General features: G+C 67.1%; 28 protein-coding genes and 4 pseudogenes. 15 read left to right on the top strand and 17 right to left on the bottom strand.

Annotated features, from left to right (window positions below; all coding sequences use genetic code 11):
• Nucleotides 1-465 precede the first annotated feature (465 nt).
• Nucleotides 466-2,067 carry an SAM-dependent methyltransferase gene (locus tag ACICHK_RS40170; RefSeq protein WP_406840907.1) on the top strand — a complete coding sequence of 534 codons (1,602 nt, stop codon included), beginning with the start codon at nucleotides 466-468 and terminating at the stop codon, nucleotides 2,065-2,067.
• 192 nt (nucleotides 2,068-2,259) lie between these two features.
• Here ACICHK_RS40170 and ACICHK_RS40165 read toward each other — a convergent pair whose 3' ends face one another.
• Entirely contained in the window at nucleotides 2,260-2,826 is a 567-nt protein-coding gene (locus ACICHK_RS40165) for a hypothetical protein (RefSeq protein ID WP_406840906.1), read from the bottom strand.
• 146 nt (nucleotides 2,827-2,972) lie between these two features.
• Here ACICHK_RS40165 and ACICHK_RS40160 point away from each other — a divergent pair, with 146 nt between their 5' ends.
• Complete coding sequence (locus ACICHK_RS40160) at nucleotides 2,973-4,565, top strand: ISL3 family transposase (RefSeq protein ID WP_406840905.1); 1,593 nt, start codon at nucleotides 2,973-2,975, stop codon at nucleotides 4,563-4,565.
• Between the two features lie 8 nt (nucleotides 4,566-4,573).
• On the opposite strand, the gene ACICHK_RS40155 is transcribed toward ACICHK_RS40160, so the two are convergent.
• Nucleotides 4,574-5,071 (bottom strand): hypothetical protein, encoded by a 498-nt coding sequence (locus ACICHK_RS40155; RefSeq protein WP_406840903.1) that lies wholly within the window; start codon nucleotides 5,069-5,071, stop codon nucleotides 4,574-4,576.
• 173 nt (nucleotides 5,072-5,244) lie between these two features.
• Here ACICHK_RS40155 and istA point away from each other — a divergent pair.
• Both istA and istB read left to right on the top strand, forming a co-directional pair.
• A pseudogene (gene istA, locus ACICHK_RS40150) lies at nucleotides 5,245-6,863 on the top strand (IS21 family transposase).
• Nucleotides 6,864-6,875: 12 nt separating this feature from the next.
• A complete protein-coding gene (gene istB / locus ACICHK_RS40145; RefSeq protein WP_406840901.1) occupies nucleotides 6,876-7,673 on the top strand; it encodes an IS21-like element helper ATPase IstB in 798 nt (265 codons plus the stop codon).
• 43 nt (nucleotides 7,674-7,716) lie between these two features.
• Here the strand turns inward: istB and ACICHK_RS40140 are convergent, their stop codons facing one another.
• The 6 genes from ACICHK_RS40140 to ACICHK_RS40115 form a co-directional block, all read right to left on the bottom strand.
• Nucleotides 7,717-8,415: a nucleotidyltransferase domain-containing protein gene (locus ACICHK_RS40140; protein WP_406840899.1), complete on the bottom strand. Its 699-nt coding sequence runs from the start codon at nucleotides 8,413-8,415 to the stop codon at nucleotides 7,717-7,719.
• Nucleotides 8,416-8,482: 67 nt separating this feature from the next.
• Complete coding sequence (locus ACICHK_RS40135) at nucleotides 8,483-8,860, bottom strand: hypothetical protein (protein WP_406841468.1); 378 nt, start codon at nucleotides 8,858-8,860, stop codon at nucleotides 8,483-8,485.
• Between the two features lie 85 nt (nucleotides 8,861-8,945).
• Nucleotides 8,946-9,371, bottom strand: a complete 426-nt coding sequence (locus tag ACICHK_RS40130; protein ID WP_406840898.1) for a hypothetical protein — start codon at nucleotides 9,369-9,371, stop codon at nucleotides 8,946-8,948.
• Nucleotides 9,368-9,559 carry a hypothetical protein gene (locus ACICHK_RS40125; protein WP_406840896.1) on the bottom strand — a complete coding sequence of 64 codons (192 nt, stop codon included), beginning with the start codon at nucleotides 9,557-9,559 and terminating at the stop codon, nucleotides 9,368-9,370. The genes ACICHK_RS40130 and ACICHK_RS40125 overlap by 4 nt, the downstream gene beginning before the upstream one ends.
• Nucleotides 9,556-9,759: a hypothetical protein gene (locus ACICHK_RS40120; protein ID WP_406840895.1), complete on the bottom strand. Its 204-nt coding sequence runs from the start codon at nucleotides 9,757-9,759 to the stop codon at nucleotides 9,556-9,558. Before ACICHK_RS40120 ends, ACICHK_RS40125 begins: the two co-directional genes overlap by 4 nt.
• A 114-nt stretch (nucleotides 9,760-9,873) precedes the next feature.
• Nucleotides 9,874-10,773, bottom strand: coding sequence for an oxidoreductase (locus ACICHK_RS40115; RefSeq protein WP_406840894.1), 900 nt, complete (start codon nucleotides 10,771-10,773; stop codon nucleotides 9,874-9,876).
• A 454-nt stretch (nucleotides 10,774-11,227) separates the two neighbouring features.
• Here ACICHK_RS40115 and ACICHK_RS40110 point away from each other — a divergent pair.
• The 3 genes from ACICHK_RS40110 (at nucleotide 11,228) to ACICHK_RS40100 (ending at nucleotide 13,659) form a co-directional block, all read left to right on the top strand.
• Nucleotides 11,228-12,057 (top strand): IS5 family transposase gene (locus ACICHK_RS40110; protein WP_406840892.1). Its coding sequence is split into 2 segments (ribosomal slippage): nucleotides 11,228-11,786 and nucleotides 11,786-12,057, totalling 831 coding nucleotides; the frame shifts between segments, so codons are not numbered across the junction.
• 160 nt (nucleotides 12,058-12,217) lie between these two features.
• Entirely contained in the window at nucleotides 12,218-12,637 is a 420-nt protein-coding gene (locus ACICHK_RS40105; RefSeq protein WP_406840890.1) for a hypothetical protein, read from the top strand.
• Nucleotides 12,638-12,900: 263 nt separating this feature from the next.
• Nucleotides 12,901-13,659, top strand: a complete 759-nt coding sequence (locus ACICHK_RS40100) for a DUF6928 family protein (protein WP_406840888.1) — start codon at nucleotides 12,901-12,903, stop codon at nucleotides 13,657-13,659.
• 160 nt (nucleotides 13,660-13,819) lie between these two features.
• Here the strand turns inward: ACICHK_RS40100 and ACICHK_RS40095 are convergent, their stop codons facing one another.
• Nucleotides 13,820-14,176 (bottom strand): hypothetical protein, encoded by a 357-nt coding sequence (locus ACICHK_RS40095; RefSeq protein WP_406840886.1) that lies wholly within the window; start codon nucleotides 14,174-14,176, stop codon nucleotides 13,820-13,822.
• Between ACICHK_RS40095 and ACICHK_RS40090 the strand changes: the two genes are divergently transcribed.
• The 3 genes from ACICHK_RS40090 (at nucleotide 14,166) to ACICHK_RS40080 (ending at nucleotide 16,981) form a co-directional block, all read left to right on the top strand.
• Nucleotides 14,166-14,330, top strand: coding sequence for a hypothetical protein (locus ACICHK_RS40090; protein WP_406840884.1), 165 nt, complete (start codon nucleotides 14,166-14,168; stop codon nucleotides 14,328-14,330). The two genes, ACICHK_RS40095 and ACICHK_RS40090, sit on opposite strands and share 11 nt — an antisense overlap.
• Nucleotides 14,331-14,873: 543 nt before the next feature.
• Nucleotides 14,874-15,866 (top strand): hypothetical protein, encoded by a 993-nt coding sequence (locus ACICHK_RS40085; RefSeq protein ID WP_406840883.1) that lies wholly within the window; start codon nucleotides 14,874-14,876, stop codon nucleotides 15,864-15,866.
• Between the two features lie 626 nt (nucleotides 15,867-16,492).
• Nucleotides 16,493-16,981: a YcxB family protein gene (locus tag ACICHK_RS40080; RefSeq protein WP_406840882.1), complete on the top strand. Its 489-nt coding sequence runs from the start codon at nucleotides 16,493-16,495 to the stop codon at nucleotides 16,979-16,981.
• A 337-nt stretch (nucleotides 16,982-17,318) separates the two neighbouring features.
• On the opposite strand, the gene ACICHK_RS40075 is transcribed toward ACICHK_RS40080, so the two are convergent.
• The 8 genes and pseudogenes from ACICHK_RS40075 to ACICHK_RS40040 all read right to left on the bottom strand — a co-directional run bounded on the left by ACICHK_RS40075 (nucleotide 17,319) and on the right by ACICHK_RS40040 (nucleotide 22,358).
• A complete protein-coding gene (locus tag ACICHK_RS40075) occupies nucleotides 17,319-17,705 on the bottom strand; it encodes a hypothetical protein (RefSeq protein WP_406840881.1) in 387 nt (128 codons plus the stop codon).
• Nucleotides 17,706-18,278: 573 nt separating this feature from the next.
• A complete protein-coding gene (locus ACICHK_RS40070; protein ID WP_406840879.1) occupies nucleotides 18,279-18,743 on the bottom strand; it encodes a hypothetical protein in 465 nt (154 codons plus the stop codon).
• 41 nt (nucleotides 18,744-18,784) lie between these two features.
• On the bottom strand, nucleotides 18,785-18,946 hold the full coding sequence (locus ACICHK_RS40065; RefSeq protein WP_406840877.1) for a hypothetical protein: 162 nt from the start codon (nucleotides 18,944-18,946) through the stop codon (nucleotides 18,785-18,787).
• Between the two features lie 60 nt (nucleotides 18,947-19,006).
• The gene (locus ACICHK_RS40060) at nucleotides 19,007-19,234 is read right to left on the bottom strand and encodes a hypothetical protein (protein WP_406840875.1); all 228 of its coding nucleotides are present in this window, start codon (nucleotides 19,232-19,234) and stop codon (nucleotides 19,007-19,009) included.
• Between the two features lie 73 nt (nucleotides 19,235-19,307).
• A complete protein-coding gene (locus ACICHK_RS40055; RefSeq protein ID WP_406840873.1) occupies nucleotides 19,308-19,604 on the bottom strand; it encodes a hypothetical protein in 297 nt (98 codons plus the stop codon).
• Nucleotides 19,605-19,933: 329 nt separating this feature from the next.
• Nucleotides 19,934-20,566: a hypothetical protein gene (locus ACICHK_RS40050; protein ID WP_406840871.1), complete on the bottom strand. Its 633-nt coding sequence runs from the start codon at nucleotides 20,564-20,566 to the stop codon at nucleotides 19,934-19,936.
• Between the two features lie 394 nt (nucleotides 20,567-20,960).
• Nucleotides 20,961-21,775: pseudogene (locus tag ACICHK_RS40045) on the bottom strand (IS5 family transposase).
• 34 nt (nucleotides 21,776-21,809) lie between these two features.
• Complete coding sequence (locus tag ACICHK_RS40040) at nucleotides 21,810-22,358, bottom strand: hypothetical protein (RefSeq protein WP_406840870.1); 549 nt, start codon at nucleotides 22,356-22,358, stop codon at nucleotides 21,810-21,812.
• 593 nt (nucleotides 22,359-22,951) lie between these two features.
• Between ACICHK_RS40040 and ACICHK_RS40035 the strand changes: the two genes are divergently transcribed.
• The 5 genes and pseudogenes from ACICHK_RS40035 to ACICHK_RS40015 all read left to right on the top strand — a co-directional run.
• Nucleotides 22,952-24,436: an NUDIX domain-containing protein gene (locus ACICHK_RS40035; RefSeq protein ID WP_406840868.1), complete on the top strand. Its 1,485-nt coding sequence runs from the start codon at nucleotides 22,952-22,954 to the stop codon at nucleotides 24,434-24,436.
• Nucleotides 24,424-25,443: pseudogene (locus ACICHK_RS40030) on the top strand (ATP-binding cassette domain-containing protein); the annotation flags it as partial. The gene ACICHK_RS40035 and the pseudogene ACICHK_RS40030, both read left to right, overlap by 13 nt.
• Before the next feature lie 47 nt (nucleotides 25,444-25,490).
• Nucleotides 25,491-25,757 carry a hypothetical protein gene (locus ACICHK_RS40025; RefSeq protein ID WP_406840866.1) on the top strand — a complete coding sequence of 89 codons (267 nt, stop codon included), beginning with the start codon at nucleotides 25,491-25,493 and terminating at the stop codon, nucleotides 25,755-25,757.
• A complete protein-coding gene (locus ACICHK_RS40020; protein WP_406840864.1) occupies nucleotides 25,675-26,073 on the top strand; it encodes a methyltransferase domain-containing protein in 399 nt (132 codons plus the stop codon). Before ACICHK_RS40025 ends, ACICHK_RS40020 begins: the two co-directional genes overlap by 83 nt.
• A gap of 19 nt (nucleotides 26,074-26,092) precedes the next feature.
• Nucleotides 26,093-26,569 (top strand): annotated as a pseudogene (locus tag ACICHK_RS40015) (class I SAM-dependent methyltransferase); the annotation flags it as partial.
• Between the last annotated feature and the right edge of the window lie 3 nt (nucleotides 26,570-26,572).

Genomic DNA, 26,572 nt, shown 5'->3' with positions numbered 1-26,572 from the left:
CGGCGTTTCGTGCCGTCGTCTCGAATGCAAGTGAAACGTCTGGTCAGAATGTTGTGACGACCGGAGCCTGACGGAATCCGACGATCTCAGGATGGCGTGCCGGCACCGTGTTCGGGCCGACACGGATGTAGAACTCCGGGCGCGCTCGGTCGCGATAGGCGTACATCTGGCCCCCGGGATCTCACCGCTCAAACCCTGCCGTTCGAATTTGAGCTGTGCAAACGCCAGAACACCACAGCGCGTCATGTCCTCTTCGGCTCTCACGGGCGGTCTGGTACCGTGCACGACGTTGGCATGGGAGCTGTTCGAGGCATGAGGAGGTGGGTTGATGACCGTCGGGTTCGGCACTGCCGTGTGCAGTGCTTCCGTCATCCCCGCCTTCCGGGCCCGAGGCTGACGCCGCGACCCTTCGTCCGTCCAGTTCTCCGGGTCCTTGATCTCTCGACAAGGAACCCTTCTCTCGCCATGAGCGACTCTTCGTTCGACCTGACAAAGTTTCAGGACCTCATTGCCGTCGACGGTGCACCTCGCGCCGCGACCTACCCGGCCGACTGGGTACTCGAGAACCAGATGGGGCCCAACGCCCTATGGCTCGTCGATGAGCTGACCGCCGCGATGGACCTCCGTCCCGGCATGCGCGTCCTCGACCTCGGCTGCGGGCGCGCCCTGACCTCCGTCTTCCTCGCCCGCGAGTACGGCGTCCACGTCACCGCCGCAGACCTGTGGATCGACCCGTCCGAGAACTGGGAGCGGATCCTCGCGGCCGGCGTCGAGGACTCGGTCGTCCCGCTGCGCGTCGACGCGCACGACCTGAAGTTCGCCGAGGAGTACTTCGACGCGGTGGTCTGCGTCGACGCCTACGAGTACTTCGGCACGGACCACTGGTTCCTGCGGTCCCTGCTGCGGTTCGTCCGGCCCGGCGGGCAGATCGGCGTCGTCACCCCGGGCACCACACAGGAGCTGGACGGACGCGCGCCCGAGCACCTCGCGCCGTGGTGGGACCGGGAGTACAACGGCTGGCACACCCCGCAGTGGTGGCGGCGGCTGTGGGAGTCCTCGGGGAAGGTGGACGTCGACCGTGCGGACCTCCTCCCGGACGGCGCGGCGAACTGGCTCGCCTGGGAGGAGGCGGTCCTCGCGGCCGACCCCGAGCGGGGCTCGGCCGACGTCGCCGCGATGCTGCGGGCGGACGCGGGACGGACGCTGGGATTCGCCCGGATCGTCGCACGGAAGCCGGAGACGGAAGCAGCCGGGGACGGCGGCGAGAGGATTTCGCTGTGGAAGTCACCCGTCGCCGAACCCGGCGTGCTGGCCGAGCGGTTGACGCTGCCGCAGTATCCGCGGAGCGCGGCGTACGACCCGGCGTGGGTCATGGCCAACGTGATGGGACCGCATCCGCTGTGGCTGATGGAGTGGCTCACCGGCGCGATGCGGCTGGAGCCGGGCATGCGGATACTCGACCTCGGCTGCGGGACGGCTCTCACCTCGGTGTTCCTGGCCCGGGAGTTCGGCGTGCACGTCACAGCGGCCGACTTGTGGATAGCCCCCGGGGACAACTGGCGACGGGTACGAGAAGCCGGCACCGGCGCGGGAACGGTCACGCCGCTCAGCGTCGAGGCACACGAACTCCCCTTCGCGGACGGCTACTTCGACGCGGTCGTGAGCGTGGACGCCTACCACTACTTCGGGACGGACGTCCGCTACCTGCCGACGCTGGCACGATGCGTGCGGCCCGGCGGGCAGATCGCAATGGCGGCACCGGGCACTCGGGTCGACCTCGACGCCGAGCCGGTGCCGGAGCATTTGTCGCCGTGGGCGGCCGACGCGGACTTCTGGACGTTCCGGACCGCCCAGTGGTGGCGGCGGACCTGGGAGCGCAGCGGGGTGGTCACGGTGGAGACCGCGGACGCCCTGGAGGACGGCTGGCGGGAGTGGTTGCTGTGGAACCGCACCTGCGCGGAGTTCGCCGACCCGGAATGGACATCCGGCCCGGCCCAGGAGGACCCGATCGTCGCTGACACGGGGCGTTTGCTGACTCTCACCAGGGTGGTGGCGTCCCGGGACTGAGCCCTTTGACGCCGCGCGCCGCACGACAAGGCCGGGCCCGGACTCCACTGAGGAGCCCGGACCCGGCCGCGTCATGTCCGCGGCGCGTACCGCAGCCGGCTTTGTTCGCCAAAACAGGTTCTGGCTCGCTTTCCGTGACGCGTGCGCGGTGAGCAACTTCCGCGGGAAGGCCAGAGGGGCCGAAGATGGGTCTCAGGTGTAGACGATGGGGCAGCCGCGTCGGATCGAGTGCTGGGCAGCGCGCAGGAACAGTGCGACGTAGAAGGCTGTGTCCAGGTCCTTGGTCCACGGTCCTGTTCGTGTTGCGGCCAGTTCCTTTGCCTGGTGTCTGAACCACATGCTCAGGTCGAGGTTGTCGCATGTCGCCGGGGTTTCGGCCGGCAGATCGATGGCTGCCGCCAGCTTCTCGGCGAGTGGTAGTACCTGGGGAGCGCCGACGACCATGGACTCGTGGTCGTCGGACTCGATGGGCAGCCAGATCTCCTCATCGAGTGAGATGGGCACGAGTACGGTCCAGCCGCAGAGGATGTCGGATTCCTCTTGTGACAGGTGCGTCCGGCACAAGGCGAGGAACCCGGTCATGGAGGGGCTCAGCTTCTCCTCGAAGGCTTGCCCCGAGCCGGGTGCGAAGTCCGTCTCCGAGGGGACGTCCTCGTAGGGCGGCAGGCCGCGCCGCCTGAGTTCGGCGTTGATCGCTGAAGCATCTTCGCCCCACCCGTCTTCCTCGTCATCGAACCATTCCTCCGCGCCGACGCTCACCAGATTGGCTTTGTCGGCGAGTTACGGTTCTGGTCCAACTTCTGTGGTGTGCCTACTCCCTGTGACCGTTGATCTTGCTGGTAGATCTCGCGAGATCGTCTGGAAACTGCTGGTGCCGACGACGTCCGGGCTGATGGTTCTGGGCTGTGCGCGAGGTACTACTCCGGCTGGAAGAGCTGCTCTTCCTGGCGGATCCGGGGATCAGGGTGGAGTCAGTGCAGGACGATGGCGAGGTGATTCGGGTCGGTGTCAGATGCCGAACGGCTGGGGCTCGGTGCCCGGGTTGTGGGAGCTGGTCGGGGCGGGTGCACGGCTCCTACCTGCGGTTTCCAGCTGACCTCCCCGTGGCGGGACGGCGGGTGGTGCTGCGGCTTCGTGTCCGGCGCTTCACGTGCGAGGACGTCTCCTGTGGGCGACGGACGTTCGTCGAGCAGGTCGCCGGCCTGACCCGGCGATACAGCCAGCGGACCGAACGCATGCGGTCAGTCCTGGCCGAGGTCGGCCTCGCATTAGCCAGCCGTGCCGGTGCCAGGCTGGCCGACGTCTTGGGGGCGAGGATCAGCCGGAATACGGTCCTGCGGCTGGTCGACGCCCTCCCGGAACCCCAGCCACAGGTCCCGCGGGTGGTCGGTGTCGACGAGTACGCGATGCGAAAGGGCCGTATCTACGGGACTGTGCTGGTCGACGTCGAGATTCGCAGGCCGATTGACCTGCTGCCGGATCGTGAGGCGGGCACCGTCGCGGCCTGGCTGGCCGAACGCCCGGGGATTGAGGTCGTCTGCCGTGACCGTGCTCCGTTCTTCGCCGAGGGGGCCAGGATCGGGGCGCCCACTGCGGTCCAGGTCGCCGACCGGTTCCACCTGTGGCGCAACCTCGGCGAAGCGGCCGAGCGGTGTGTCTCCCGCCACCGCCCGTGCCTACGTGCGACCTTCGTAGAGTCGGTGCCGGAGAAGGCGCCGGTCCCGGCCGAGAGCGGGTCGCCATGGCCGACCGGGCACCGTTTCGCCGATCGCACCCGGGCCCAGCACACCACCGTCCACGCGCTGCTGACTGCCGGCCACAGCCGACGCTCGATCCAGCGCCAGCTCGGCATGACCTACCGAACCGTCCAACGGCTGGCCGACGCCGCCAGGCCGGAGGACCTGTTCCAGGGGCAGTGGCAGAACCGCCCGACCAAGCTCGACGACTTCAAGCCCTACCTGCACGAGCGATGGGCCGAAGGCTGCTCGAACGCCTGGACCCTCTGGGAAGAGATCAAGGCTCACGGCTACACCGGCGGCTACGGAGCCGTCCGCGCCTACCTCCAGCCGTTCCGCACAGCCCCGACCGCACCAACAGCCCGCCCGCCGTCCCCACGCACGGTCACCAGCTGGATCCTGACCCACCCCGATACCCTGCCGGAGAGCGAGCGCCTGAAGCTCAAAGCCGTCCTCGCCGGCTGCCCCGAACTGGATGCCCTCACCGGGCACGTCCGCGCGTTCGGGAAAATGCTCACCCAGCTCCAAGGCGACCAGCTCCCGCAATGGATCAAGGCGGTCCGCGCCGACGACCTGCCCAGCCTCCACACCTTCGTCAACGGCCTCGAACGCGATCTCGTAGCCGTCACCGCCGGCCTCACACTGCCGTGGAGCTCCGGCGTCGTCGAAGGCCACGTCAACCGGATCAAAATGATCAAGCGCCAGATGTACGGCCGGGCTGGCTTCGGCCTCTTGCGGAAACGAGTCCTGCTGGCGTCATGACGGGCCCGTCACGAGTTCTGCTGGAGTCGCTCCGCAGCCTGAGCAGGGGTGTCGTAGTAGCCAGGCCGTGCCAGCAGGACCGAGCTGAAGTGGTAGCCCTGCTCTTCCTCGGGCTCATCGTCGGCCGCGAACGGACGCCAGAAGCTCAGCAGCAAGTCCGGGGCGATAAATGAAGCATCGTCGTCAGGATCTTCCTCAATCGAGGTGAACTGGCCCATGCGCTGGACAACCTCGCGGGCCGGAAGCGCGAACACGTCCACACCCTGAAACAACACTCGATCCGTCTGGGACGACGGCCTTCCCAACTCGATGGCTTCAAGCATGTCTCGCATGCAGTGGATGCTGATCATCAGTCCGCTGGGACGGAAGACGTGCTGCCCCGGCCGATCAGACTCCGAGACCGCAGAGAGATCGCGGAGCGAGTCCAGCGCCGTGTTGGCCGCGTGCCGAGTCATACCGATCCGCAACGGGCCAACGCCGGTCGGTGGGGCGAGGTCGAAGTCCATGTGGGCATGATCCCAAACAGGTCTGTCAACGAGTCACGAAGGGCCATCCAGTCCCGGCAGGTTACAGAGCGTGAGAGCTCCACAGAAGTTGGACCAGAACCTGAGTTTTGAGAGCACCTGGATGCTTGCTTCGGGACCATGGTCGTGCTGTGCACGTCGAGGGGGCCCGGGTGCTGCCGAAGTCCAAGGTCGATCTGTACGCGGCGATCCGCCGTGATTCGCGTCAGGGCCTGTCGAACCGCGCTCTCCAGCGGAAGTACGGCGTCGGGTTTCTGACGGTGCAGAAGGCGTTGACGTCGGCGTGGCCGGAACCGAGGAAGCAGCTGCCGCCGAGAGTGACTCGGCTGGATCCGTTCAAGCCGCTCATCGACGAGATGCTGCGGGCGGACCTGGACGCACCGCGCAAGCAGCGGCACACCGTGAAGCGGATCTTTGAACGGCTGCTGGATGAGCACGGCGCGAACGAGATCTCTTACCAGATGGTCCGCGGCTACGTTGCCGACCGCCGTGAGGAGATCCGGGTCCAGGGCGGCCGGGGTGTCGTGGAGGCGTTCGTCCCGCAGACCTACAAGCCCGGGGCCGAGGCGGAGGTCGACTTAGGGGACGTGACGGTGCGGCTGGCCGGCGAGGTTGTGACCTGCTACCTGTTCGCGTTCCGCATGTCCTACTCGGGGAAGGCGGTGCATCGGATCTTCGCGTCGGCCGGGCAGGAGGCGTTCTTCGAGGGCCACGTCCACGCTCTCAACGTGTTGGGCGGAGTGCCGACCGAGAAGGTCCGCTACGACAACCTTAGAGCCGCAGTCGCCCGTGTTCTGGGCTTCTCCCGGCAGCGGGTAGAGGCCGAGCGGTGGACCGCATTCCGCTCGCACTATGGCCTGGAAGCTCTCTACTGTCAGCCGGGAATCCGCGGCGCCCACGAGAAGGGCGGGGTCGAGGGCCAGATCGGCTGGTTCCGCCGCAACCACCTCGTCCCGGTCCCGGAAGTCGACTCCCTCGCCGAGCTCAACGCCATGATCGAGCGGTGAAATGAGGCGGACACGCCCGACGGATCCGGTCGAGGCCACGCACGATCGGCGAGTACTTCGCCTTCGAACAGCCGCTGTTGGCACCGCTGCCGGACGAACCGTTCGAGACGGGCCGGCTCTTCAGCCTGCGGGTCGACCGCTATAGCCAGATCAGCGTCCGGACTAACCGCTACTCGGTGCCGGTCAGGCTGATCGGCCGGAGTGTCCGAGCGATGCTGCATGCGTCTGATCTGGTGGTCTACGAAGGCCGCGAGGAGGTCGCCCGGCATGAGCGGCTGATCGCCAAGGGCGGCACCCGGCTTGAGCTGGACCACTACCTGGAGGCCCTCGTGCGCAAGCCCGGCGCTCTGCCAGGCGCGACCGCACTCGACCAGGCCCGATCCGCAGGCAGGTTCACCCCGGTTCACGATGCCTGGTGGGTGGCGGCCGTCAAGGCCCACGGCGAACGGGACGGCACCCGCGCGCTCATCAAAGTCCTCCTTCTTGACCGCCACCTGCCTCACGAACACCTGGTCACCGGCCTCGCGGCGGCCCTGAAAACGGGCGCTCTGACTGCGGACGCCGTCGCGCTTGAGGCCCGGAAGGCTGCGGAGGAAGACAGCAGCACCCCCGCGGAACCTTCACCGCCAACGGCCGACCGGTCGAAGGTCACCTCCTTGACCTCACGCCGGTTGGCCCACCTGCCTCCCGACAAGCGGCCGCTTCCCTCGGTCGCCCACTACGACCAGCTGCTGCGACTGCGCCGACCGGACCGCCCCACTCCCTGAAGGAGAAAGACCGTGACGATTCCCCGCCAGCGAGCACTCACCGAGCAGGCCGCCACCGCCGCCGTCGACCAGGCATGCCGAATGCTGCGGCTGCCGACCATCCGGTCCCAGTTCCCAGAGCTTGCCGAGACCGCTGGCCGCGAGCAGATGTCCTACCTCGGATTCCTCTCCGAACTCCTCCTGGCCGAGTGCGACGACCGGGCCCGACGCCGCTCCGAGCGGCGGATCAAGGCCGCCGGGTTTCCCCGCGACAAGTCGCTCCGCAAGTTCGACTTCGACGCGAACCCGAACATCGACGCCGCCTTGATCCACACCCTCGCCAAGTGCGAATGGATCAAGAAGAGCCTGCCGCTCTGCCTCATCGGTGACTCCGGCACCGGCAAGTCCCACCTGCTGATCGCCCTCGGCACCGAAGCCGCGATGGCCGGCTACCGGGTCAAGTACGTTCTCGCGACCAAGCTCGTCAACGAGCTGGTCGAGGCCGCCGACGAGAAGCAGCTGACCAAGACCATCGCCCGCTACGGCCGCGTTGATCTTTTGTGCATCGACGAGCTCGGCTACATGGAGCTCGACCGGCGGGGCGCCGAGCTCCTCTTCCAGGTTCTGACGGAGCGGGAGGAGAAGAACAGCGTGGCCATCGCCTCGAACGAGTCGTTCTCTGGCTGGACCAAGACCTTCACCGACCCCCGCCTCTGCGCAGCCATCGTCGACCGCCTCACCTTCGGCGGCAACATCATCGAGACCGGCACCGACTCCTACCGCCTCGCCACCACCCGCGCCCGCGCCGAACAACAGACCTCAGCTGGCTGATCGCGGCCATACTCCTGTGATGGTGTGATTGCGCCCCACCGACTTATCGGATGGCATACCCGTCCCACAGCGGGCCGCCAGCCAGCTCCAGCACCTCTGTCACGGCCGCGGTGAAGACCTTCGCATCCCCGGCGATCGCCCGCGGAGCACCTTCGGACAACGCGCGGTGCACCCCGGGGTCGGCCGCAGCCAGCCGCCGTGACAACCACTTGCCTCCGCCGAGCCAGTGCCCGCCGACCAGGAGGACCAGCTCCGAGGCACGCTGCAGCATGTGCGAGACCAAGTACACCCGCTCTGCAGGGTCCGCGCAGCCACGCAGGTCATCAAGCAAGTCGGTCAGGACGTATCGCTGGTAGTCCCGCTCACGGTCCGAGAGCGGCGGCGGGCCCGCAGCCCAACGCTTTCGCGCCTCGTCCTGGAGCGAAGCGCCCAGCCCATCCGTGTCTACCAGGAGCATGCCGTCAGCACACATGGCGAGCAGCGGCGAACTCCGCTCCGCGGTCTCCTGGTCGGCGAAGCTGTGCCAGACGGCATCCGTTTGCACGAACAGCTCCACCGGCCAGCCGCGATACACCAGGTTCTCCCGGCAGGGGGCGGGCGGCCCGTCCAAGAGGACCACGATGTCCAGATCAGATGTGGGCGTCCGGCGGTCGGTCAGCACGCTGCCGGCGAGGAAGGCCGCCTGGGCGTCGGGAAATCGGGCCCGCACCAGTTCGCGGGCTGTGAGCACGGGGTCATCCATGATCGCAGCGTACGTGCCGACGTCAGTCCCGTAAGAGGGCGGGTGCACCGCACCACAGCGGGTGCTCCTACTTCTCATCAACTTTCATACGCTCTACGGACACCGAGTGATGCCGAAACCCACCGACAAGTGCTCTCGCTTCTAACCTACGCAGCCACCAGATACACACCCATGCCGGGAAGCTATCGCGCGCATCTGACATCGATCGGTGAGCCGACAGGACGCGCTTGCGGAGCAGTGCGAAGCCGGCGCGTCCGAACATCTGGCGCTTGAGCATCTTGATCCGGTTGACGTGTCCTTCGACGACGCCGGAGTTCCAGGGCAGGGTGGGTCCGGCGACGACCGCGTCACGGTCTCGGTCGATGCCCGCCGCGAGAGCGTGCAGGGTGGGCAGGCCGTCGTAAGTGGTGCGGGGGCCTGCAATGCCCCTGCGTTCGGTTGCCATGCGGTCCTCGTTTGCGCAGCGGGGTTCTTGGCCGGGTCGCCCCCTCACGCGTTGGTGCCGCGCACGTTCCGCAGCAGTGCGCCGGTCATCGCCAGCAGAGTCTCCGCCTCGGCCGGTCGTACTTGAAGGTCTTGGTAAACGCGTCGTTGTGCAGGGCGCCACTGGTCTGGCTGTACAGGGCGTCCTGAATCCGCCACCAGCGTTCGGTCTGGGTGCACCGGCTGCCGAGCTTCTTCGACTCGGGGTTTTCCCAGCCGTCATTCTCCCGGACCCACTCCAGCGCCCGCCTGGCCTCCGGAATCGATGCCCGCACCTCGCCCACGGTCAGCAGCCGCTGTGCCTCCCGCAGCGGCCGTCCGACCTCTATGGCGTAGGAGTCGAGGGTGCCGATCCCCTCTGGTGCAGGGGCGGCGGCCTGCGCGGCGGCGAAGGCTTCGGGCGGCTCCCCCGCGACCAGGTCCAGGTTCGGCTTCGGGCGTATCAGCGCGATGACCGTCTCGTTCACCGTCATCGCGTGCGAGGCGCCGGAGCGGCCCCGCTCCTGGGCATGCCGCCCATCTCTTCTGGTTCGCGGTCCAGGTCGATGTCCAGGTCGATCGCGGCGGCCGCCAGCCCCGCGGCGGTGAGGAGGCGGACCTCTTCACCGCCGCGGGTGCGGCCGCCGTCGATGGCCAGGCCCTGCCTGCGCAGGTCGTTCACCGCAGCACGGTGGGAAGCGGTACGACCCTCCTTCCCCTTGGCGCCGTCGGCTTGGTGGTGTGCCGGTAGGTCATGTGCGGCAAGGACAGCCGCTGGATCTGGTCGGCGGTCGCCACCTTCAGCACCCCGAGAACGCGCAGCACATCCGCCCGCAGGTCGTTGCTCGATCCCGCCTCGTTCTCCCTGCGCTTGCCCGCCATCAGCCCCGCCCTCCTCTCCTCCGCGCTCCCGCGCAACCGCGCGGCGGTCGGCGAGGGCCGGTGGGGTGAGTGCCTGTGTCTCAACCCCCGGCCGGGGTCCGGACACGGGCGCGCTCAGGCATCGGCCTCGCTCGGCTTGTCGAGGAGGGCCAGCTCCTCCTCAGTCAGGCGAAGGGCGCCAGCAGCGATGTTTTCGGCGAGGTGGGCCAGGTTGGTGGTGCCGGGAATGGCCAGTATGTGGGGTCCGCGGTGGAGGGTCCAGGCCAGTCGTATCTGGGCGGGCGTCGCATCGTGGGCGTGGGCGACCATGTGGACGCGAGCGTCGTGCTCTTGGGCGGGGGCCGCCTCGCGCCGCAGGCTGGAGATGGCGAAGAACGGGACGAAGGCGATGCTCTGCTCCCGGCACAGGTCCACCAGCCCGCTCTCGTCGTCGCGGCGCCAGTCCAGGCCGTAGGAGTTCTGCACGCAGACGACGGGCGCGATCGCCCGGGCTTCGGCGACCTGCTGCGGCCGGACGTTGGAGAGCCCGAGGTGCCGGACCAGGCCCGCCGCGCGCAGTTCGGCGAGGGCGCCGAAGTGCTCGGCGATTGAATCCATACCGTTGCTTCGCAGGTTCACCACGTCCAGGTGGTCCCGGCCGAGCTGGCGCAGGTTCTCCTCGACCTGGCCGCGTAGCTGATCGGGGCGGGCCATGGTGAGCCACTCACCGGAAGGGTCGCGCCCCGGGCCGACCTTGGTCGCCACGATCACGTCGTCGTGCCAGGAGGCGAGGGCCCGGTTGATGAGCTCGTTCGCGGAGCGTAGCGGCGAGAAGTAGAAGGCCGCCGTGTCGATGTGGTTGACACCCTGCTCGAACGCGCTGTGCAGCAGCCGGACGGCGACATCGCGGTCGATGGGAGGGCCGTCGGAGTTTCCCATCATGCCGTTGCCGGTCAGCCGCATCGCGCCGTAGCCGACGCGGTTCACCTCCAGGTCCCCGAGCTTCCAGGTCCCTGCTGTCGCTGCTGCGTTCACCGTGCTCCTTCACCTGTTGCTTCGTCAGGTTCTGCAGTATGGGGTGGCTGCGGGTGTTGTGACAGGTCAACGGGGTGAGTGAAACGCCATATGCGTATCGGGAACGAACCATCGCCGCATAGCCGTTGGACCTGTCGAGAGACGTTCGATCAGTGACGTCGTAGGCGCGGGCAGCAGCAAAGTGATCAGGCTGCCTGTGCGAGGTAGTACGGGGCAGTGTCACGGCGTTCGGCGGGGCGGGCCCTGTGGCGGGTCAAGCGCCTGGTCATCAGTTCAGGAATGGTGGAAGGCCACGTCAACCACGTGAAAACCCTGAAGCGAGCCATATACGGCCGGGCGTCCTTCCCACTCCTCCGCATCCGGACCCTCACCCGACCATGAGGTTCACGGAACTCCAGGCAGAGCCGTTTTCACGAATCGCCATTAAGACCGTGTCCTATGTGGTGAGGCATCGTTGGTCTGGCCATGGGGCGGGGATACGTGGAGTTGGATTGTTCCGGACGGACTGTGGGAGGTCGCGAAGCCGCTGATCCCGCCATCGAGAGTGCGGCCGCAGGGCGGCGGAACGCAGGACACGCCTGATGAGACGCTGTTCGCGGCGATCATCTATGTCCTGGTCAGCGGGTGCGCCTGGCGTCAACTGCCGCCTTGTTTCGGCATATCGAAGTCGACGGCGCACCGCCGGTTTTTGATCTGGTCGAGAGCCGGTGTCTGGGGCCGTCTGCACGAGGCCGTGCTGCACCGGCGCGACGACGCCGGCCTGATCGATGTCACCCGCGTCGTCCTCGACACCGCCCATGTCAGGGCGAAAAAAGGGGGCGAACACACAGGTCCGAGTCCCGTGGACCGGGGCAAGCCGGGTTCCAAGATGCACGTCCTGTCGGACGCGAACGGACTGCCCCTCCTCGTCGGCGTCTCGGCTGGCAACACGCACGACAGCGAGGGGCTGAAGCCCATGGTCGCGGGTCACCGAACGAGACACGACCCCCGCAACGGCCGCTACTTCAAGCCCAGCGTCTACACGCGGACAAAGCCTACGACCGGGCCGACCTGCGGAAATGGCTCCGAGGTAAACGCATCGGAGTCCGGATCGCACGCAAAGGCATCGAGTCCAGCGAACGATTAGGGCGCCGTCGCTGGGTCATCGAGCGGACCATGTCCTGGCTCTCCGGCTACCGACGCCTGAGTCCTCGCTACGAACGCAATCCTCGTAACTACCTGGCCTTTCTCGGCCTCGCCGCCGCCCTCTGCTGCTACAAACGGCTCGTCCGCCTCACCACATAGGACACAGTCTCAGGGCTTGTCCTGAGGCTGATCTGCGGCAGGGCAATGTCGGCCCTGGTGGACGGTCGATGTGTTTCGCGTGGCTCCCCCCACGGGTTTGGCACGCGGCTCGTGGCCTGACCGTGTAGCGGTGTCAGTGGTGTCGTACACAATGCGCGCCATGAGTGATCACTACGAAGTTGTCTTCTCGTGTTTCCTGAGCGATGGCACTCCGGTCTCGGTGCTGGCGGCGCTGCGCTGGCATATGGGCATGGATGACGAGTGCCCGAATGACCTGGACCCAGAAGATCATCCTTACCCGTCGCTTCTCCCGGGTAGCAGCCGTCTTCCCGGTGGGGACATCGTGTCTCTTCGCCGCACCGTTCAGGAGTTCACGGGGTCGGGAGAGCGCTATGAGTGGGAGCTGTTCGCCCGTATCTATTGGGTCGATGACCTCACGCTTCACCTCGATGCCCTTCTGGAGCTGATCGCTCCTCACATCGCGCGTCGGGGCTACGGCGGCTACATACGCGACGAGTACGACACGGGCGTGAAGACCTTCAACTTCCACGACGGCATATATGACCGTGTCGAGCTCTGAGCAGAGATTTCGCCAACCCCGACGATGAGAAACACCCCATCCTGCCTGACGGCTACCCCTCGGGGGAAACCCGTTCGGTCGGGGGATCCTGACCTGGCCTTTCCCTTCACTCGTTCACAACCGAACTGTCACTGGTTGTCGCCGTCGGTCACCGTCGAGCGCCCTCGCACGGCCCAGGGCGGCACCGGTCTGACCCTCCCGACGATGTCAGTGCCGGTGGCTATGGTCCGACGACCATCAAGACGAGTCATCGGGGAGGGGCCATGGGAGCCAAGACGGGACTGCTCATCTACGCCGACGGCGAGGTGCCGGACCTGCTGCGACAGGTGAAGGCGGCGGACCTGCCGCGGACGTGCGACATGATGCGGCGCCTTTACCCGGGCTGGGAGATCGAGCAGTGCGCGGGCTCGGAACTGGGATACGGCGTGTACCCCCCGAAGGGCACGGCGTACGCCGCGAGCTGGCCGGGCGTGGAGATCGTCTGCGACCAGCGGGTGATGATCGACTACCCGTCCCGGCTTCCCGGCTACCTCGTCGCGGCGAGCGCCGGCCGACGGCTCGTCCTGCACGCCATGCACAGCGTCGTGGACTGGCTCGCGTTCGCGGTGTGGGAGGACGGCCGACTCGTCCGCTCCCTGAGCCTGTCCCCCGACAGCGGCATCATCGAGAACATCGGCGAACCACTCCCCTTCGAGCGGCCGTACTGGGCCGGGGACCGTCCCGCGGACATCATCCCCTGGCCCGACGAGGACGAAGAGCCGTACCCGCTGCCCTTCCACCCGTTGGACCTGGGCGAAGAGGCCCTGCGCGCGCTCTGCGGCTTCGTCCAGGAGGGCCGCCCCGAACCCGACGACATCGACGCCCACGGCATCGACCTCCACGGATTCCAGGTACGGGACCCCGAGGGGCCCGACCCCGCGGAGGAGGAAGCGGAATTGCGGAAGCTCATGGAAACCATGGGACCGCCGCGCATCTACGAGCTGGGCCCCGACGGCTCACTGATCGAGCGGGACAGCCTGTAGCCCACAGCCCCGTCGCCCCGAGCAACTTGGGTGAGGGCTCTGCCTGAGCCGGTGCGGCCCTCACCTGCGGCAATCATCCATGGGCGTCTGCACCCGTCCGCTGCTGTTCGTCACGCAGTCGGACGGGCAACGGGCGCCAGACGCCCGTTCGCCCCGTAGATCAACCACGCTCTTCGCGCTGGGCGATCCATGCGAAGGCGCCCGCAGTGAGACCGGCCCGCGATCCGGTCCGCCAGCGGTCAGTGATGTCGGTCCAGCCGTGAAGCACGGCGTTCTGGGCACCGTTCTCCACTTCCCGGTCGTAGAAGAGGCTGAACTTGAAAACCCTGCCGTCGGCGGAGATGACTTGCCCGTCCTCGTGGTCCGGACCCCCTGCAAGGAGGTCGACGACAACCGTTCGGTCCGGGTCGAGCCCCTTGCCCCTCAGAATCTCCCGCAACCTCTCCCAGAGGTCGTACCCGCTGGTGCGTAGGAGATCGGTGTACTGGACGACGATGCTTGACACCATGAACCTCATGATCGGTCCTGGCCTCGACGAAGGGAAGCAACCGGCGGCGCCGTTGAGCACAGCTCTGGCACCCCAACAGGCCGACCCGCTGCCGACGTTCGACAAGCCCAAGCCTGAACCTCAGCCGACGGCAGTCAGCCACGATGGCGGGAACGCCGACTGATCACGCGCGCGTATGCCTTGCTGCACCCCCACCGAACTCAGCCACGCCGCGGTGTGTCGACCAGAGCAAGCCGCGACGGCCTGAACGTGACCACGACGCCCTCAGCTTGGGAAGCCGAGGTTCTCAGAGGACGGTTGTCTGGCTGACCTGTGACGGAGGGGGCAAGGGGCTCGACCGGCCGAAGACCTGTGCCCCGCCATTCCCGTGGTTCCCCGCACGATCTGGCACACACCTGGCACGGTTCTGTTCAGTCTCGATGCGGTGGGCAAAGGCTTGGAAGACGCCCTCGCCTGCCGTTCCACTGGCCTGCCCGACCTGCCAGGTAGCCCGGTGCGACGCTCGCATGTGTTGCTGGAGAGGCAGTTGACGGCCGCGTTGTCAGAGGTCGCGTCTAGGGTTCTGCAAGATCATCGGCCGATGGCGCCGAGGCTGTTCAAAGCAATCGTGGGGGTTGGGATGCGTTGGCGGAACAGGAAACCCGGGGACGTACGGGTGCAGTGGACCCTTGAGCCATTGGTGGGGGTGGGACCGTTGCGGTTCGGGATGAACCCCGACCAGGTGGCGTCGGCTCTGGACGGGGCGACCGCCTACATCTCGACCGGCCTGGGCAGCGGGATTGGCTGGGGGGATTACAGCGACTGGGGTGTGACTGCGGTCTACGGAGAGGATTCCGGTCTGGTCGCGGTAGCGATCGATGCAATGGATGGGCCGCTGGTGCGGCTGCGGGACGTTGAATTGATCGCCCGGGTGCCGTCCGAGGTGCGCGCGGATATTTACGGCCTCGCGCTCCGGGAGGGGGCTTCGGTGCGGGTGAACTGGAGCGGTGATCCGGAGGTCGCGGCATGGGGGATTTCCATGGGCGCCGTGCTGGAGCTGGGCTTGTCGCCCGCGGGATACACGGAGCGGCGGGACACGATGATCACCCATGCGCTGCTGGTCGGCCCCGAACTGACCGAGGACCCGTACACGTCCGAGCCCGTGATCCGGTGGAACAACGTCCGCGACCGAGCGCCGAACCCGGGGGCATGGCCCGTGAAGGCCGAACAAGACCGGCCGCACTGGGACTGGACACCGCTGAAAGGCATCGGTCCGCTCCGGTTCGGCATGAACCCGGAGAAGGTGGCAGCCGTGCTGAACGAAGTGCCGGCCGCCCGCCACGGCCGGTACTCCTTTGGTCAGCCATGGGAAGGCTTCGGGGCGTGGATGCTGCACCACGACCGGTTCGATGCCACCGGCGTAACCGCGCACTACTCCTGCGGTTTCAGCACGCCCCCCACCCTGGGCGCCGTCACCGTACACGGACGTACCGGCCCACAAATCGACTTCGAGGGCATTCGGCTGATCGGCATGCCGGTCTCAGCCGTTGACACAGCCCTGATCCAGTACATCGAAGAACATGAGATGAGCCTGGTCATAGGCTGCGGCGGAGATCTCGGGCCGGACGGTCTGAACATGTATGTGCGGACCACCAGAGCCGGGGACACCGCGGTCAGCGAGGCCCGCTTCTGCCAAGAGGAGTGGGAAGACCACGGCTGACGCGCAAGACGGCTCGATCGCTGTGAGGCGAGGCACGCCGTACGGCTGACCTCTCAGATCCGGCCGGCCATCAAATCAGCTGCGGACTGGACGCCGGACCGGCTCAAGGTCCAAGCCCTCTACGCTTCACCGGCACGACAACCGCTTTGTAAGGACGGACGTGTCCGGTGGTGAAGGTGCCCAGGCCAGTCCGGCCGTAGCGGCAGTCCAAGCGAACGTCGCATTTCAGCTGTGGCGAGCCGTCGTTGACCGTGGTTGACCGCACGATGTGGCACGGCTGTGGCACGAGGACCGCTTCGTCCCGAAGCAACTTGAGTGGGCGTGTGACCTTGGGCGGTACGTCTGCCGGCTGCGCTGATGGTCCGTAATCGTCCACGCTTGCCCGACGTCGTTCGTGGGCGTTGTCACGCAAGTAGACACTCACCTGGCGTTGTTCCTCAACTGTCGTGACTGGATCGCAGTTACCTGCGGCCCAGTCACCAGGTGAGCACTGCTTTGTAGATTTCTGTCACATCAGGCGGCCGAAGTGGTTCGTGTTCTGGAGTGCTGCAACACCACGAGCGACCGGTACCCTCTCGGCGTCCGGGTCCGCCAAGCCGGGCCCCGAGAAAGGAGCCTCCGTAGCCGTGGAGCTGACTGCCACGTTTCAGCTGACCGACCGGGAGTACCGCAGCCTGATGCGCCACTCCCCGGTGATCCGCCTTTATGCGGCCGTCAGCCTGCTCTTGGCCCTGACCGGCGCCCTCGCCCTCCTCTTCGACGACTCGAACGAATGGCTGGTCTACTTCGGACTCGGCATGTTGATCTGCCTCGAGACCATCATTCCGTACATTTCGGCACGTAAAGTCGCGGCCCGGCTGCCCGGGCCGTGGACTCTGCATCTCACCGAGGAGACATACACACTGCGTACGTCTACTTCCCGGTTCGTGGTGGCTTGGAGAGCCTGCGACTCTGCCAGGGAACGCGGTGGCTTCTGGTTCCTGGAGACGAGCTTGATAACGGCCGAGGTCATCCCGAAGCGGGCTTTCGACGAGCACCAGCGGGCCGCCCTCGCCGCGTTCTTGGCCCGGAGGTTTCCTCAGGCGAGAGGGCCCTGGTACCGACTGTTCGCCTGACACCGTAGCCGTACGCATCGACAAGCCTTGGGGCGTTGGTTGTCAGGGTTCGTCGTCATTGCGTATCCCCGCACGGCCCAGAGGAAGAGGCTCCGCTTCGCTCATGGTGGGAGATGCTGAGCGAGTCGCGCCGGTCGTCACGGTTGCCGTACCTCGCTGCTGTACAACTGGATCAGCGGCCCACGATTCCCACTTCAGGAACGAGGCGAGGTGGCCACAGGCCTGACCTGTGGATTCCCCGCCCCGGACGGAGTGGGCGATGCGTCCCCCTGCGCACCGTGATTCCCCCTGACTCCCCGCCCGTTCTGGTACGAGAGCGGCACGGCCGCACAGCCCCTCAACGGATCACGCAAATGGCCGGCATGGGCGCTCTCCACTCGCCCAGTTCTGCGATGAGGACCCGGCGGGCCAGTCCGCGGACTTTGATCCACCCCGCATCACTGGACAGCGCGTCCGCGGCCCACCTGGCGGCGTTCGGCTCACCGCTCATCTCGTTGAACACCACGTCTATGCCGCGCAGGTCGGACAGCACGTCGTGGCCGAGTTGTCCCTCTTCCACCAGTTGCTCTGCCATACGGAAGGCGTGGTCGAAGTCCAAGGCGATCTCATCCGTGGGGATGTCGTACTTCTCCAGCCACACCGCCTGGACCGAGGGATCAGCGGCCAGCACAGTGAGCGACTCGACCAGCAGGCGTCGGCGAAACGAAGGGTCGATGGTGGTCACGGCACGATCGTCGCATGCGACTGCCCTTGCGATCTGTGGTTTTTCCTCCCCCGATCCTGAACGTGGCAGCGCGGGCGGTGTCTGGTTTGACCAGTCAAGGCGCTCAGTAGCCGAAGAAATGCGGGACCTGGTCTCCGACCTGCACCCCCTGCATTCGATCAACGCTGCGACCTGCGACTCAGCCGTCGACGGTTGTCAGCGTCGGTCGTCGTTGAGCACCCTCGGCTGGCCCAGAGACCACCCGGCGGGTGCTCAACACCATGACGGACGAAGCCCCTCGACACCAGAGCCCACTGAGAGAGACACATCGCTCTGGTGCGCTCGCTGCACGCCGCATCAGGGTTAGGCCCTGTCGTCAAATTCCCGTCTGCCCCGCGACGCCATGCACGCTCCCCCGAGCTCTTCGAGCAGGGGGCACCCCCACTCGACGCACCGGGCGAAGACCCAAGTACATCCAGTACGAGGGCCTGCGCCCGGCACTCCCCCAACCTTCGGCCGGGGGACCCCCAGAGCACGCACCTGACGCCGCAGGGCCCGCCCTTCGGGCGGACGACGGGAATTTGACGACAGGGCCTAGCAGAACTGCGGCGGACCGATGACGGTCTGGCCCACTTGCTCGGCCAGCCAGGACGCGTGGCGCTCCTCGTATCCGTCGCCGAGTCCGCGGCGGCGGACGTGCACGAGGACGGTGTGCCCGTCGATACGCTCGTCCAGGTCACGTGTGGCGGCGTTGAACAGTACGGACACCTCGGCGTGCTTGAAGTCCGCGTACAGGCCGGCTTCCGGAACCTCCGGCCATCCGAGAAGGTCCCAGTTGATCTCTGCCATATTCCTGGCTGCGAAGGCCGTGAACCTGTCATCAATGCTTTCCATCGGCTGTTTCCGCGCCGACGTCCAGAGCGGAAGTTGTGCCGACCAGACAGCGGGATCGGTGGAGAGCTGGGACGCCTGGATTGTGTTTTGCAGAGTCGTCGGGTTGTCCGGATCACGGACCCAGTCCTCAAGGTCCTCCCTCCTGAACCAGGCGTCGGGCAGCACCCTTCTGGCGTGGAGTACGTCCTCGACCGTTTCGTGACCGATCAGCGGACGATAGCGACGTCAAAAAACAGCATCCAGATGATCCCCATGAACATGAGGAGGACAGTCGGCACGACGATGATCAACAGAACCACTCCGACGGTGCGGATAAGGCTTGTAGAAGCCTCATGGAGTGCATCCTGCACGGGCTCTTGGCCGGTCATGCCCCCTCTTCGCCGGCACTGTACTGCGCGGTTGGTGGAGTCTTGTCTGATGGTCCCGGCCTAACTGTTGTCGGTCGGCTCCGCCACCCCTGGCTGCACCCGCGCACCCGCGCGTGTGCCCACCGCGTACCCGGTGATGTAGGTCAATGCCGCCAGCGTGAGGGCTCCGGTCACCTGGGCTTTCTTGTTGCCTTCGATGATCGCCTCATGTCCGCACTCGTACATCAGGAACACCCCCAGCGCGATCTGAATCCAGTGCCACGCGTTCAAGCGGCGTTTCTTCTCCATCGGGCTCCTCCTCGCGCGCAGAGTACAGCTCGGCCGAGGGGGCGCCCCTTTGGGGTCAGCGCTTGCTGGAGAGTCATCCCTTGAGCAGGTTGTAGACGAGACCCGCGGTGAGGAAGTACCCCAGATAAGAAGCGAGTACCACGCCCAGCATCGCCAGGAGCTTGACCGGCGTCCTGAACGGCTTGCGGGCGAGGAAGAGGTTCGTGAAGAGGCCCGCCGCCCCGATGAGCTGGCCCATCGCCCCGCCGGCCAGCATCAGGGGGATCAGCGCGATCGAGAGGACCAACTGCCCCCAGGCGAGCCCCCGGAACTTGGCCCACGGGTCCGGCTTGCCGAGCGAGTTCTTTCCGAGGTCGGGGATCTGCTGCATGGGCGGGAAACCTTCGTTCTTTTCATCATGATCGCGCTGAACCGTCAGGATGCGGGTCATGGGCCTGCCGGGCAACGACGTGCCGACAACGGTTTGCCTACGAAAATCGGCTGTCAACGGCCGGCCAACCCTTTCCAGGGCGCACGTCGGCGCAGCGCGGGCGGAGAGTGGGCCGAAGGCAAGGGCGGCGTTCGGCGCGGAGCCGGGAGCACGCCCGACGGAGCGGAGTCGGGGCAGCTGGGTCTGTGGTTCGTTCATGGATGGTCCGCACTGTCTGCGCCCATCATTGCGCGTGCGGGTCGCCAGGCCCCCGGTGCGCTCAGTCGGCTTCAGGACGGCTGCCCGGGCCCGATGATCGTGAGCCCTGTCTGCTCGGCGAGCCAGTGCGCGTACGGCTCCTTCATCTGGCGGCCGCCGATGCTGATATTGCGAACGTGGACGAGGACGGTGTGGTCATCGGCGGGCTTGTCGAGGTCGCGGGTGCGGGTGTTGAACAAGAGCGTCACCTCGGCATGTGTGGACTCGCCATGGAGGTTCCGCTCGGGCACGTCCGGCCAGTACAGCCACTTCCAGTTGATCCAGCCCATGTTCGGACCGATCGCCGCCGCGAAGACGTCCTCGATGCTGTCCACTGGCAGGTCCCCCAGTTCGTACTCCACTGGCAGCCGCCCTTCGTACGCCGCTGGATCGGTCGGCAGATCGGGTCCGAGAACGCCGGCGACCAGCGGGGGCCAGTTCTTCAGCGGCACTCCGTCGAACTCCTTGTCATCCCACTGTCCCGAGAACCGCCCCTGAGGCAGTTCCCTCGCCATCCGGCGCACCTCGGTGAGAGAGCAGAGCTCGGCGAAAACGTCGATCTTGGACTCCTCGTAACGGCCGAACTCCATGAGGCGGCGGGCTGTGCTCAGAGCCACTGCGAGGTCAGGGGTAGAGAAGACGGGATAGGCGATGTCGATGGACATGAGATGACTGTGCCACGACCCATTCCCGCAGGTCATCCGGTTTCCATGCTGTACAAGGATGCTATCGGGAGCGAGGGGTTGCTGTGGTTGCGGTACTTCGCTGCTGTTCCGTAGCCACAGGAAATCTCTTGAAGTGTGGGTAGGCCCGCATGCTGCTACAAACCGCGCAGCGCTTTGTGGGCTGCGGCGCCCGACGCTCTCACCCGTCAAGGTGCCGAGCACCGCTCCAGGAGCGAGGTGGGGCAAGTATTGGCCTGCCCTGTGGATTCCCCGCTTTGGGTGGCGCGGCCGGCGTGTCCCACTGCGCGCCGCGATTCCCCTGAGTCCCTGCTCGTTCTGGCACGAGAGTGGCACGCCAGGGCACGAGCGAGGGGCTAGAGCGTGTCGTCGAATGTCACGCCCACATCAGCAGTGATGCCAGTGCGACAGCGGCCTCGAAGGACTGGGCGGTCTTGTCGTAGCGGGTGGCGATGCCACGCCATTGCTTGAGGCGGTTGACACAGCGTTCCACGATGTTGCGGCGCTTGTAGACGGCCTTGTCGAAGGCCGGGGGACGTCCGCCGCGGCGTCCGCGGCGAAGCCGGTTGTGGATCTGGTCGGCCCGCTCGGGGATCGTGTGCGTGATGCCGCACTCTCGCGGCCAGGTGCGGACGGCCCTGGAACTGCAACCTTTGTCGCCGATGACGTGCGAGGGCCTGGTCCGATCCGGGGCACCCGGATCGCTTCCATGACGGCGGTGAACTGGGTGCAGTCGTTTGGTGTTGCCACCGGTGACGACCAGGGCCAGCGGGCGGCCCAGACCGTCGCAGGCGAGGTGGATCTTGCTGGTCAGGCCGCTCCGGGACCGCCCGAGCCCCGGCTTGCGGAGCCCCTTTTTCGGGCCCCGGCGGCGTGCTGGTGGGCCCGCACGATGGTGGAATCGACCGACACCATCCAGTCCACAGCTCCGGCCGCATCCGCCTTCGCCTGGGCAGCCCGCAGCATCCGCTCGAAGGTGCCGTCGGCCTCCCACCGGCGGAACCGGGTATGGAGCGTGGCCCAGGATCCATACCGATCGGGCTCATCCCGCCAGGCCGAACCGGTCCGGAACTTCCGCACGATCCCGTTCAGGACCATCCGGTCGTCCAGCCGCTTCCGCCCCGAGGCCGCATGCGGCAGCAACGGCCGCACGAACTCCCACTCGGCATCCGACAGTTCATGGCGACGTATCACCAGACCATGATCCACCAGCCAAGGTCAGACCCTAGGGTTGCGTGCTGTGCCGTTGCGGCCAAGGATAGCCGAGCTGGCGGGCGAACTCCGGCGAGCCGCCGCAGACATCGGCGGCCATGCGTGGGTCAAACGCCGTGAGTTCCTCCATCAACCGATCGGCCTGGTCGGCCGGGTCCTCACTGGAGATGTCCAAGGTCATCCGGAACTGGAGCCAAGGACGGCCATCCTTGATGGCGGCTCGGCCAGGATGGAATAGGAAGAGATTGATCTGATCCGGCTCCCAGAGCCAGGCAGACACGCTGCCAAGTTCACACCCCCAGCGCTCCAACCAGGCGGTGCACTGACGAAGCTCCTCTTCAAGGAGGCGGGCAACAGTCCTGGCCGGCCATTCCCAAGAGCGGTCCAGCGTTGCCCGCTCCACCTCTGCTTGGTATTGCTGAGCGTCGAACCTGAACTCTGGCAGGTCGATCTCATCTTCATCGGGGTTGCGCCATGCACCCCAAACTACCTGTTCGCCATCGCGACGGATCGTGACATACAGAGCACCGCAGCACCCTTCAGTGCACGTTGCCTCCGCCAAGCGAACCTCGCGCGGGGACGCGTGAGCATGAAGTGGCCCATCAGGGAAGAGGAGGTGGCGAGGGTCTTCGCCCGGCCCTTCGTCAAATACCTCAGCCACTACGTCTCGCCCTCCAAGTTGGGGGCGTACTTCCACTGCGCTTCCACGGGTCACCTGGTCGGGGACAACAACACTGAGGGCGAAGCTCTGCAGGCCATGGGTCATGGAACGATGGTCGACCAGAGGCCGGACGCTGTCATCCGCTTTCCCGCGAGCCATCCACGCTGGATGCCTTGGCCTCAATGAAGACAGCTCCTAGCCCAAGCCCTTGACCCGCGGGCCACGGACGCCCATCTGACAGACACAGCTGCTGGAGTGTCGGCGTTTCGGCCAGTCCGTCACCGGGCGTGCGCTCTGGCGCGGCAAGGATCGGTGCAGAGCACACCTTCGAAAATCCGCTCAATTCCGGGGTGCGCAACCCGTCCGAAAGTGCAGGTGTTCGATATCGGTGCGGCGTCGTTGAGCACGGCGACGCCACCGTCACGTCCACGAGGGGGAACTCATTGACGTCCATCGAACGAAGCACCGGTGAGGCCGGGGACCCGGCAAAGGCCGTGGCCGGCTCTTCCGCGATTTGCAAGATCGTCGAGGCGTACCTCTGTCGCCATCCCGGTGAGCGTGACGCCCTGACCGGGCTGCTCGCCGCCCTGGACCGGCCTGTCGACGTGACCGCCCGTACGACGCTGCCCGGGCACGTCACCTGCAGTGCCGTCGTCATCGACCGCGACCGGCGGGTGCTCCACATCGGCCATCGGGCCACGGAACTGCTTCTGGCCCCAGGCGGCCACGTTGAAGCAGGTGACCGTACTCTCATGGCCGCGGCTGTACGGGAGGTGTGCGAAGAGGCCGGGCTCCGCCCCGGCGACCTCTGTCTGACACCGCAGTTCCTCGACGAGCCGATCGACGTGGATGTGCATGACATCGACGCCAACCTGGACACAGGCGAGGCCGCTCACCAGCACTTCGATATCCGTTTCGCGTTCTACCTCACCGCCGAGCGACCGCCTGCGCTCGCTCGGCAGGACGAGGAGGTTGCCGGGGCGCAGTGGCTTCCGTACGCCGACGTGCGCTCGCCCACACTGCGAGCCAAGCTCCTCGCTGCCGAGCCGCACGGCCTGGACGGGCGCCCGGAGCCCGTCAGCGCCAACGCCCTGATCCACGACGGAGCTGGCCGGTACCTCCTTCATCTACGAGATGACCGCGAAGGCATGTGGGAGCCCTGGGTCCTGGCCCTCGTGGGAGGCAAACGATCGCGGGACGATGCCAGCCTCGAGGCGACACTGCGGCGCGAGCTGGCAGAGGAGACGCTGGGTCTGGAACCCACGGGCCTGATGCCGTTCGCCGTCCAGGAGGCGACGAGCGTCGACGGCCTGGCGGTGCCCATCAGCGTCTACGCCGGGCGCTGGAGCGGTGATGCCGAGGCGGTGGACCTCCGGGAGGGAGTCCTGCTGACGTGGTGCACCGTGGACATGCTCGACCGGTTGCGCCTGAGCCCCGGGCTCGGGGAGCTGATCCGGCGCCACGCGGCCGAGCACCCGGCGGCCGAGGGAACACCGAACAGCACCGGCTCGCTGGCCGACGAGGCTCCGCCAGGGACCGAGCTGCACATCGTCGGCGTACACCTCCATCTCCAGGACGACCAGGGCCGGATCCTCCTCGGCCTGCGCCACCCGGACTCCACGTATGCGCCGGACACCTGGCACTTCCTGGCCGGCCACTGCGAGCGGGAAACGGCGATCGACTGCCTAGTACGCGAAGCGAAAGAGGAAGCGGGCCTCACCATCGCGCCCGAGGACGTCGATCTCGTCCACACGGTGCACCACGTCGACTCCCCCGACGCCCGGCCTAGGATCGCGCTCGTCTTCCAGGCCCGCTCCTGGGCCGGTGACCCGGAGGTCCTGGAGCCCGACCGGTGCGTGGAGTGGCGATGGTGGAAGCCGCAGGACCTTCCGGACGCGGTCGTGCCGTACACCCGCCGGGCGATCGACGGAATCCTTCGTGGGTGTCCGTACTCCGAGCAGGGCTGGGGCGAGCGATGAGCACTGCGGTGTGGGCGGCGCTGCTGTGGCTCCTGGCCTCCGGACGCATGGACCTGGCGGCCGGAGGCGGCGCGGTCGTCGCCCTCCTAACCGCGACCGGATCCGTCCACGGAATCATCAACGGTGGTGCCTGGCTGGTGCGCACCGGCTGGTACGTGCAGGCCTGGCAGAACTTCCTCGACAACGCCCACGGTCAGGCCATGGCTGGCTCGCGCGGTACGAAGACGCTGTCCGCGGCACCGGAGCGGTTCGAGGTCCGCGACGTCACCTACCGGTACGACGGCGCCGACCGGGACAGCCTGAATGGGGTGTCGTTGCGGGTGCGGCGCGGGGAGATCGTGGCGCTGGTCGGGGAGAACGGATCGGGGAAGCCCATGCTGTCGCGGCTGATCTGCGGCCTGCTCCTGCCCACCTCCGGCGTGATGGCCTGGGACCACGCCACCACCGCCCAGATGGAGCCCTGGGAGTCGTGGAAGGACGTCGCCCTGGCTCCGCAGAGGTGCACGTACCTGCCGCTGACCCTGCGGGACAACATCACCTTCGGGCAGGGCGACAGCAGTGACGCCGCCGTCATAGCGGCCTGTGCGGCGCCCGGAGCCGCCGACATGCTGCCCGCTCTCCGGTCCGGCCTCGACACCCTGTTGACCTCCGAGGGGTTCGGCGGCCAACAGCTGTCCGGCGGGCAGTGGCAGCGCGTCGTGCTCGCCCGGGCCTTTCACCGCGACGCGGCGCTACTGGTGATGGACGAGCCTACGGCCGCCCTCGACGCCCGAGCTGAGCACCACGTTTTCACCAGGCTGCGGGAGCTGGCCAAGAACCGGGCCATCCTTCTGATCACGCATCGGCTTGCCGACGTCGCCGTGGCCGACCGGATCGTCGTCCTCGACCAGGGACGCCTGGTGCAAGAAGGGACCTATGCACAGCTCACCCGGGAGCCGGATCTGTTCCAGTCCCTGTGGGAACTTCAGCGGCGCACCGCCGGTGACGAGGCGGGCGACACCGCGTGATTTCCAGTCCGCGCGGCCGTGCCGCCCGCCCGCGAAGGAGTTCCTTCATGACCACCGCGTCCACCGCGGCCGCGGCCTACTGGGAGCCGCTCTGGTCCCAGGGCCGCCGCTACCGGCAGCTCGACGACACCGAGAACCGGTTGCTGGAAGACCGCCTCGGCCCCGGCCGCGACCGCCCCACCCTCGACATCGGCTGCGGCGACGGCTCGCTCGCCCGGCGCCTCGCCGAACTTGGCTATCGCGCCACCGGGCGTCGGCTGCTCCCCCAGTGCCATCGCGCTCGCCGCCGCCCAGGACGCGGGAGCCGGCCATGAACCGGTCTGGCGGTGCATGGACATCACCACCGGCGACCTCCGTGCCCTGCCCGAGCCGACGCACGCGGTCGTCACCTGCCGCCTGGTCTACCGGTGGATCGATGACAAGGCCGCCTTCCTCGACCGCGTCCGCCACCTCCTTGCCCCGGGCGGGACCTTCTGGGTGGTCACCGAGATCGCCGGGCGCCGCCCTGCTATCGACCCTTTGCAGGGCCTCGGCATCACTCCTGCCCAGGCGGAGATCCTCACCGCGGGCTGGTCCGGCATCCAGACCGCCGCCCACGACGTCCTGCGCTGCTACACCCTGCGCCCCTGATCACCGCCCCGGCTACCGGATGGAGGACTTGGTGACCACCGAATCGGACACCGTTGAGACCTGGAACGTCTACGGCGCCCACCAACTGGCCAGAAAACTGGAACTGCCCGAGCTGGACCGGTGGGACTGGGGCATCCCCGACATCGGTCCCGGCATCGAAGCCGTCGGCGACGTGAACGGGCTGCGCGTCCTCGACCTCGGCAGCGGCCTTGGCCGGCATGCCGCTTACCTCGCCGCCCGGGGCGCCGACGTCACTGCCGTGGATGCCTCCCCCGCCCAGCATCAGCGCGCGCTCACCCGCTACCCGGACATCCTGGGTCTGCACCTGGTGTGCGCCGACGCCGTGGCCCACCTGCGCGACGCCGAGCCGTACGACCTGATCTACTCCGTCGGCTCCATGCCGTACCTGGACCCCGACCGGCTGCTGCCAGTCCTGGCCAACGGCCTTGCACCGGGCGGCCGACTGCTCTTCTCGGCGCTGCACACCAACTCGGACGGT

Source organism: Streptomyces sp. AHU1 (genome assembly GCF_045343905.1).
Lineage (GTDB): Bacteria > Actinomycetota > Actinomycetes > Streptomycetales > Streptomycetaceae > Streptomyces > Streptomyces triticiradicis.
The sequence above is the reverse complement of the archived record's forward strand: the minus strand, read 5'-3'. Positions and strand labels throughout refer to the sequence as shown.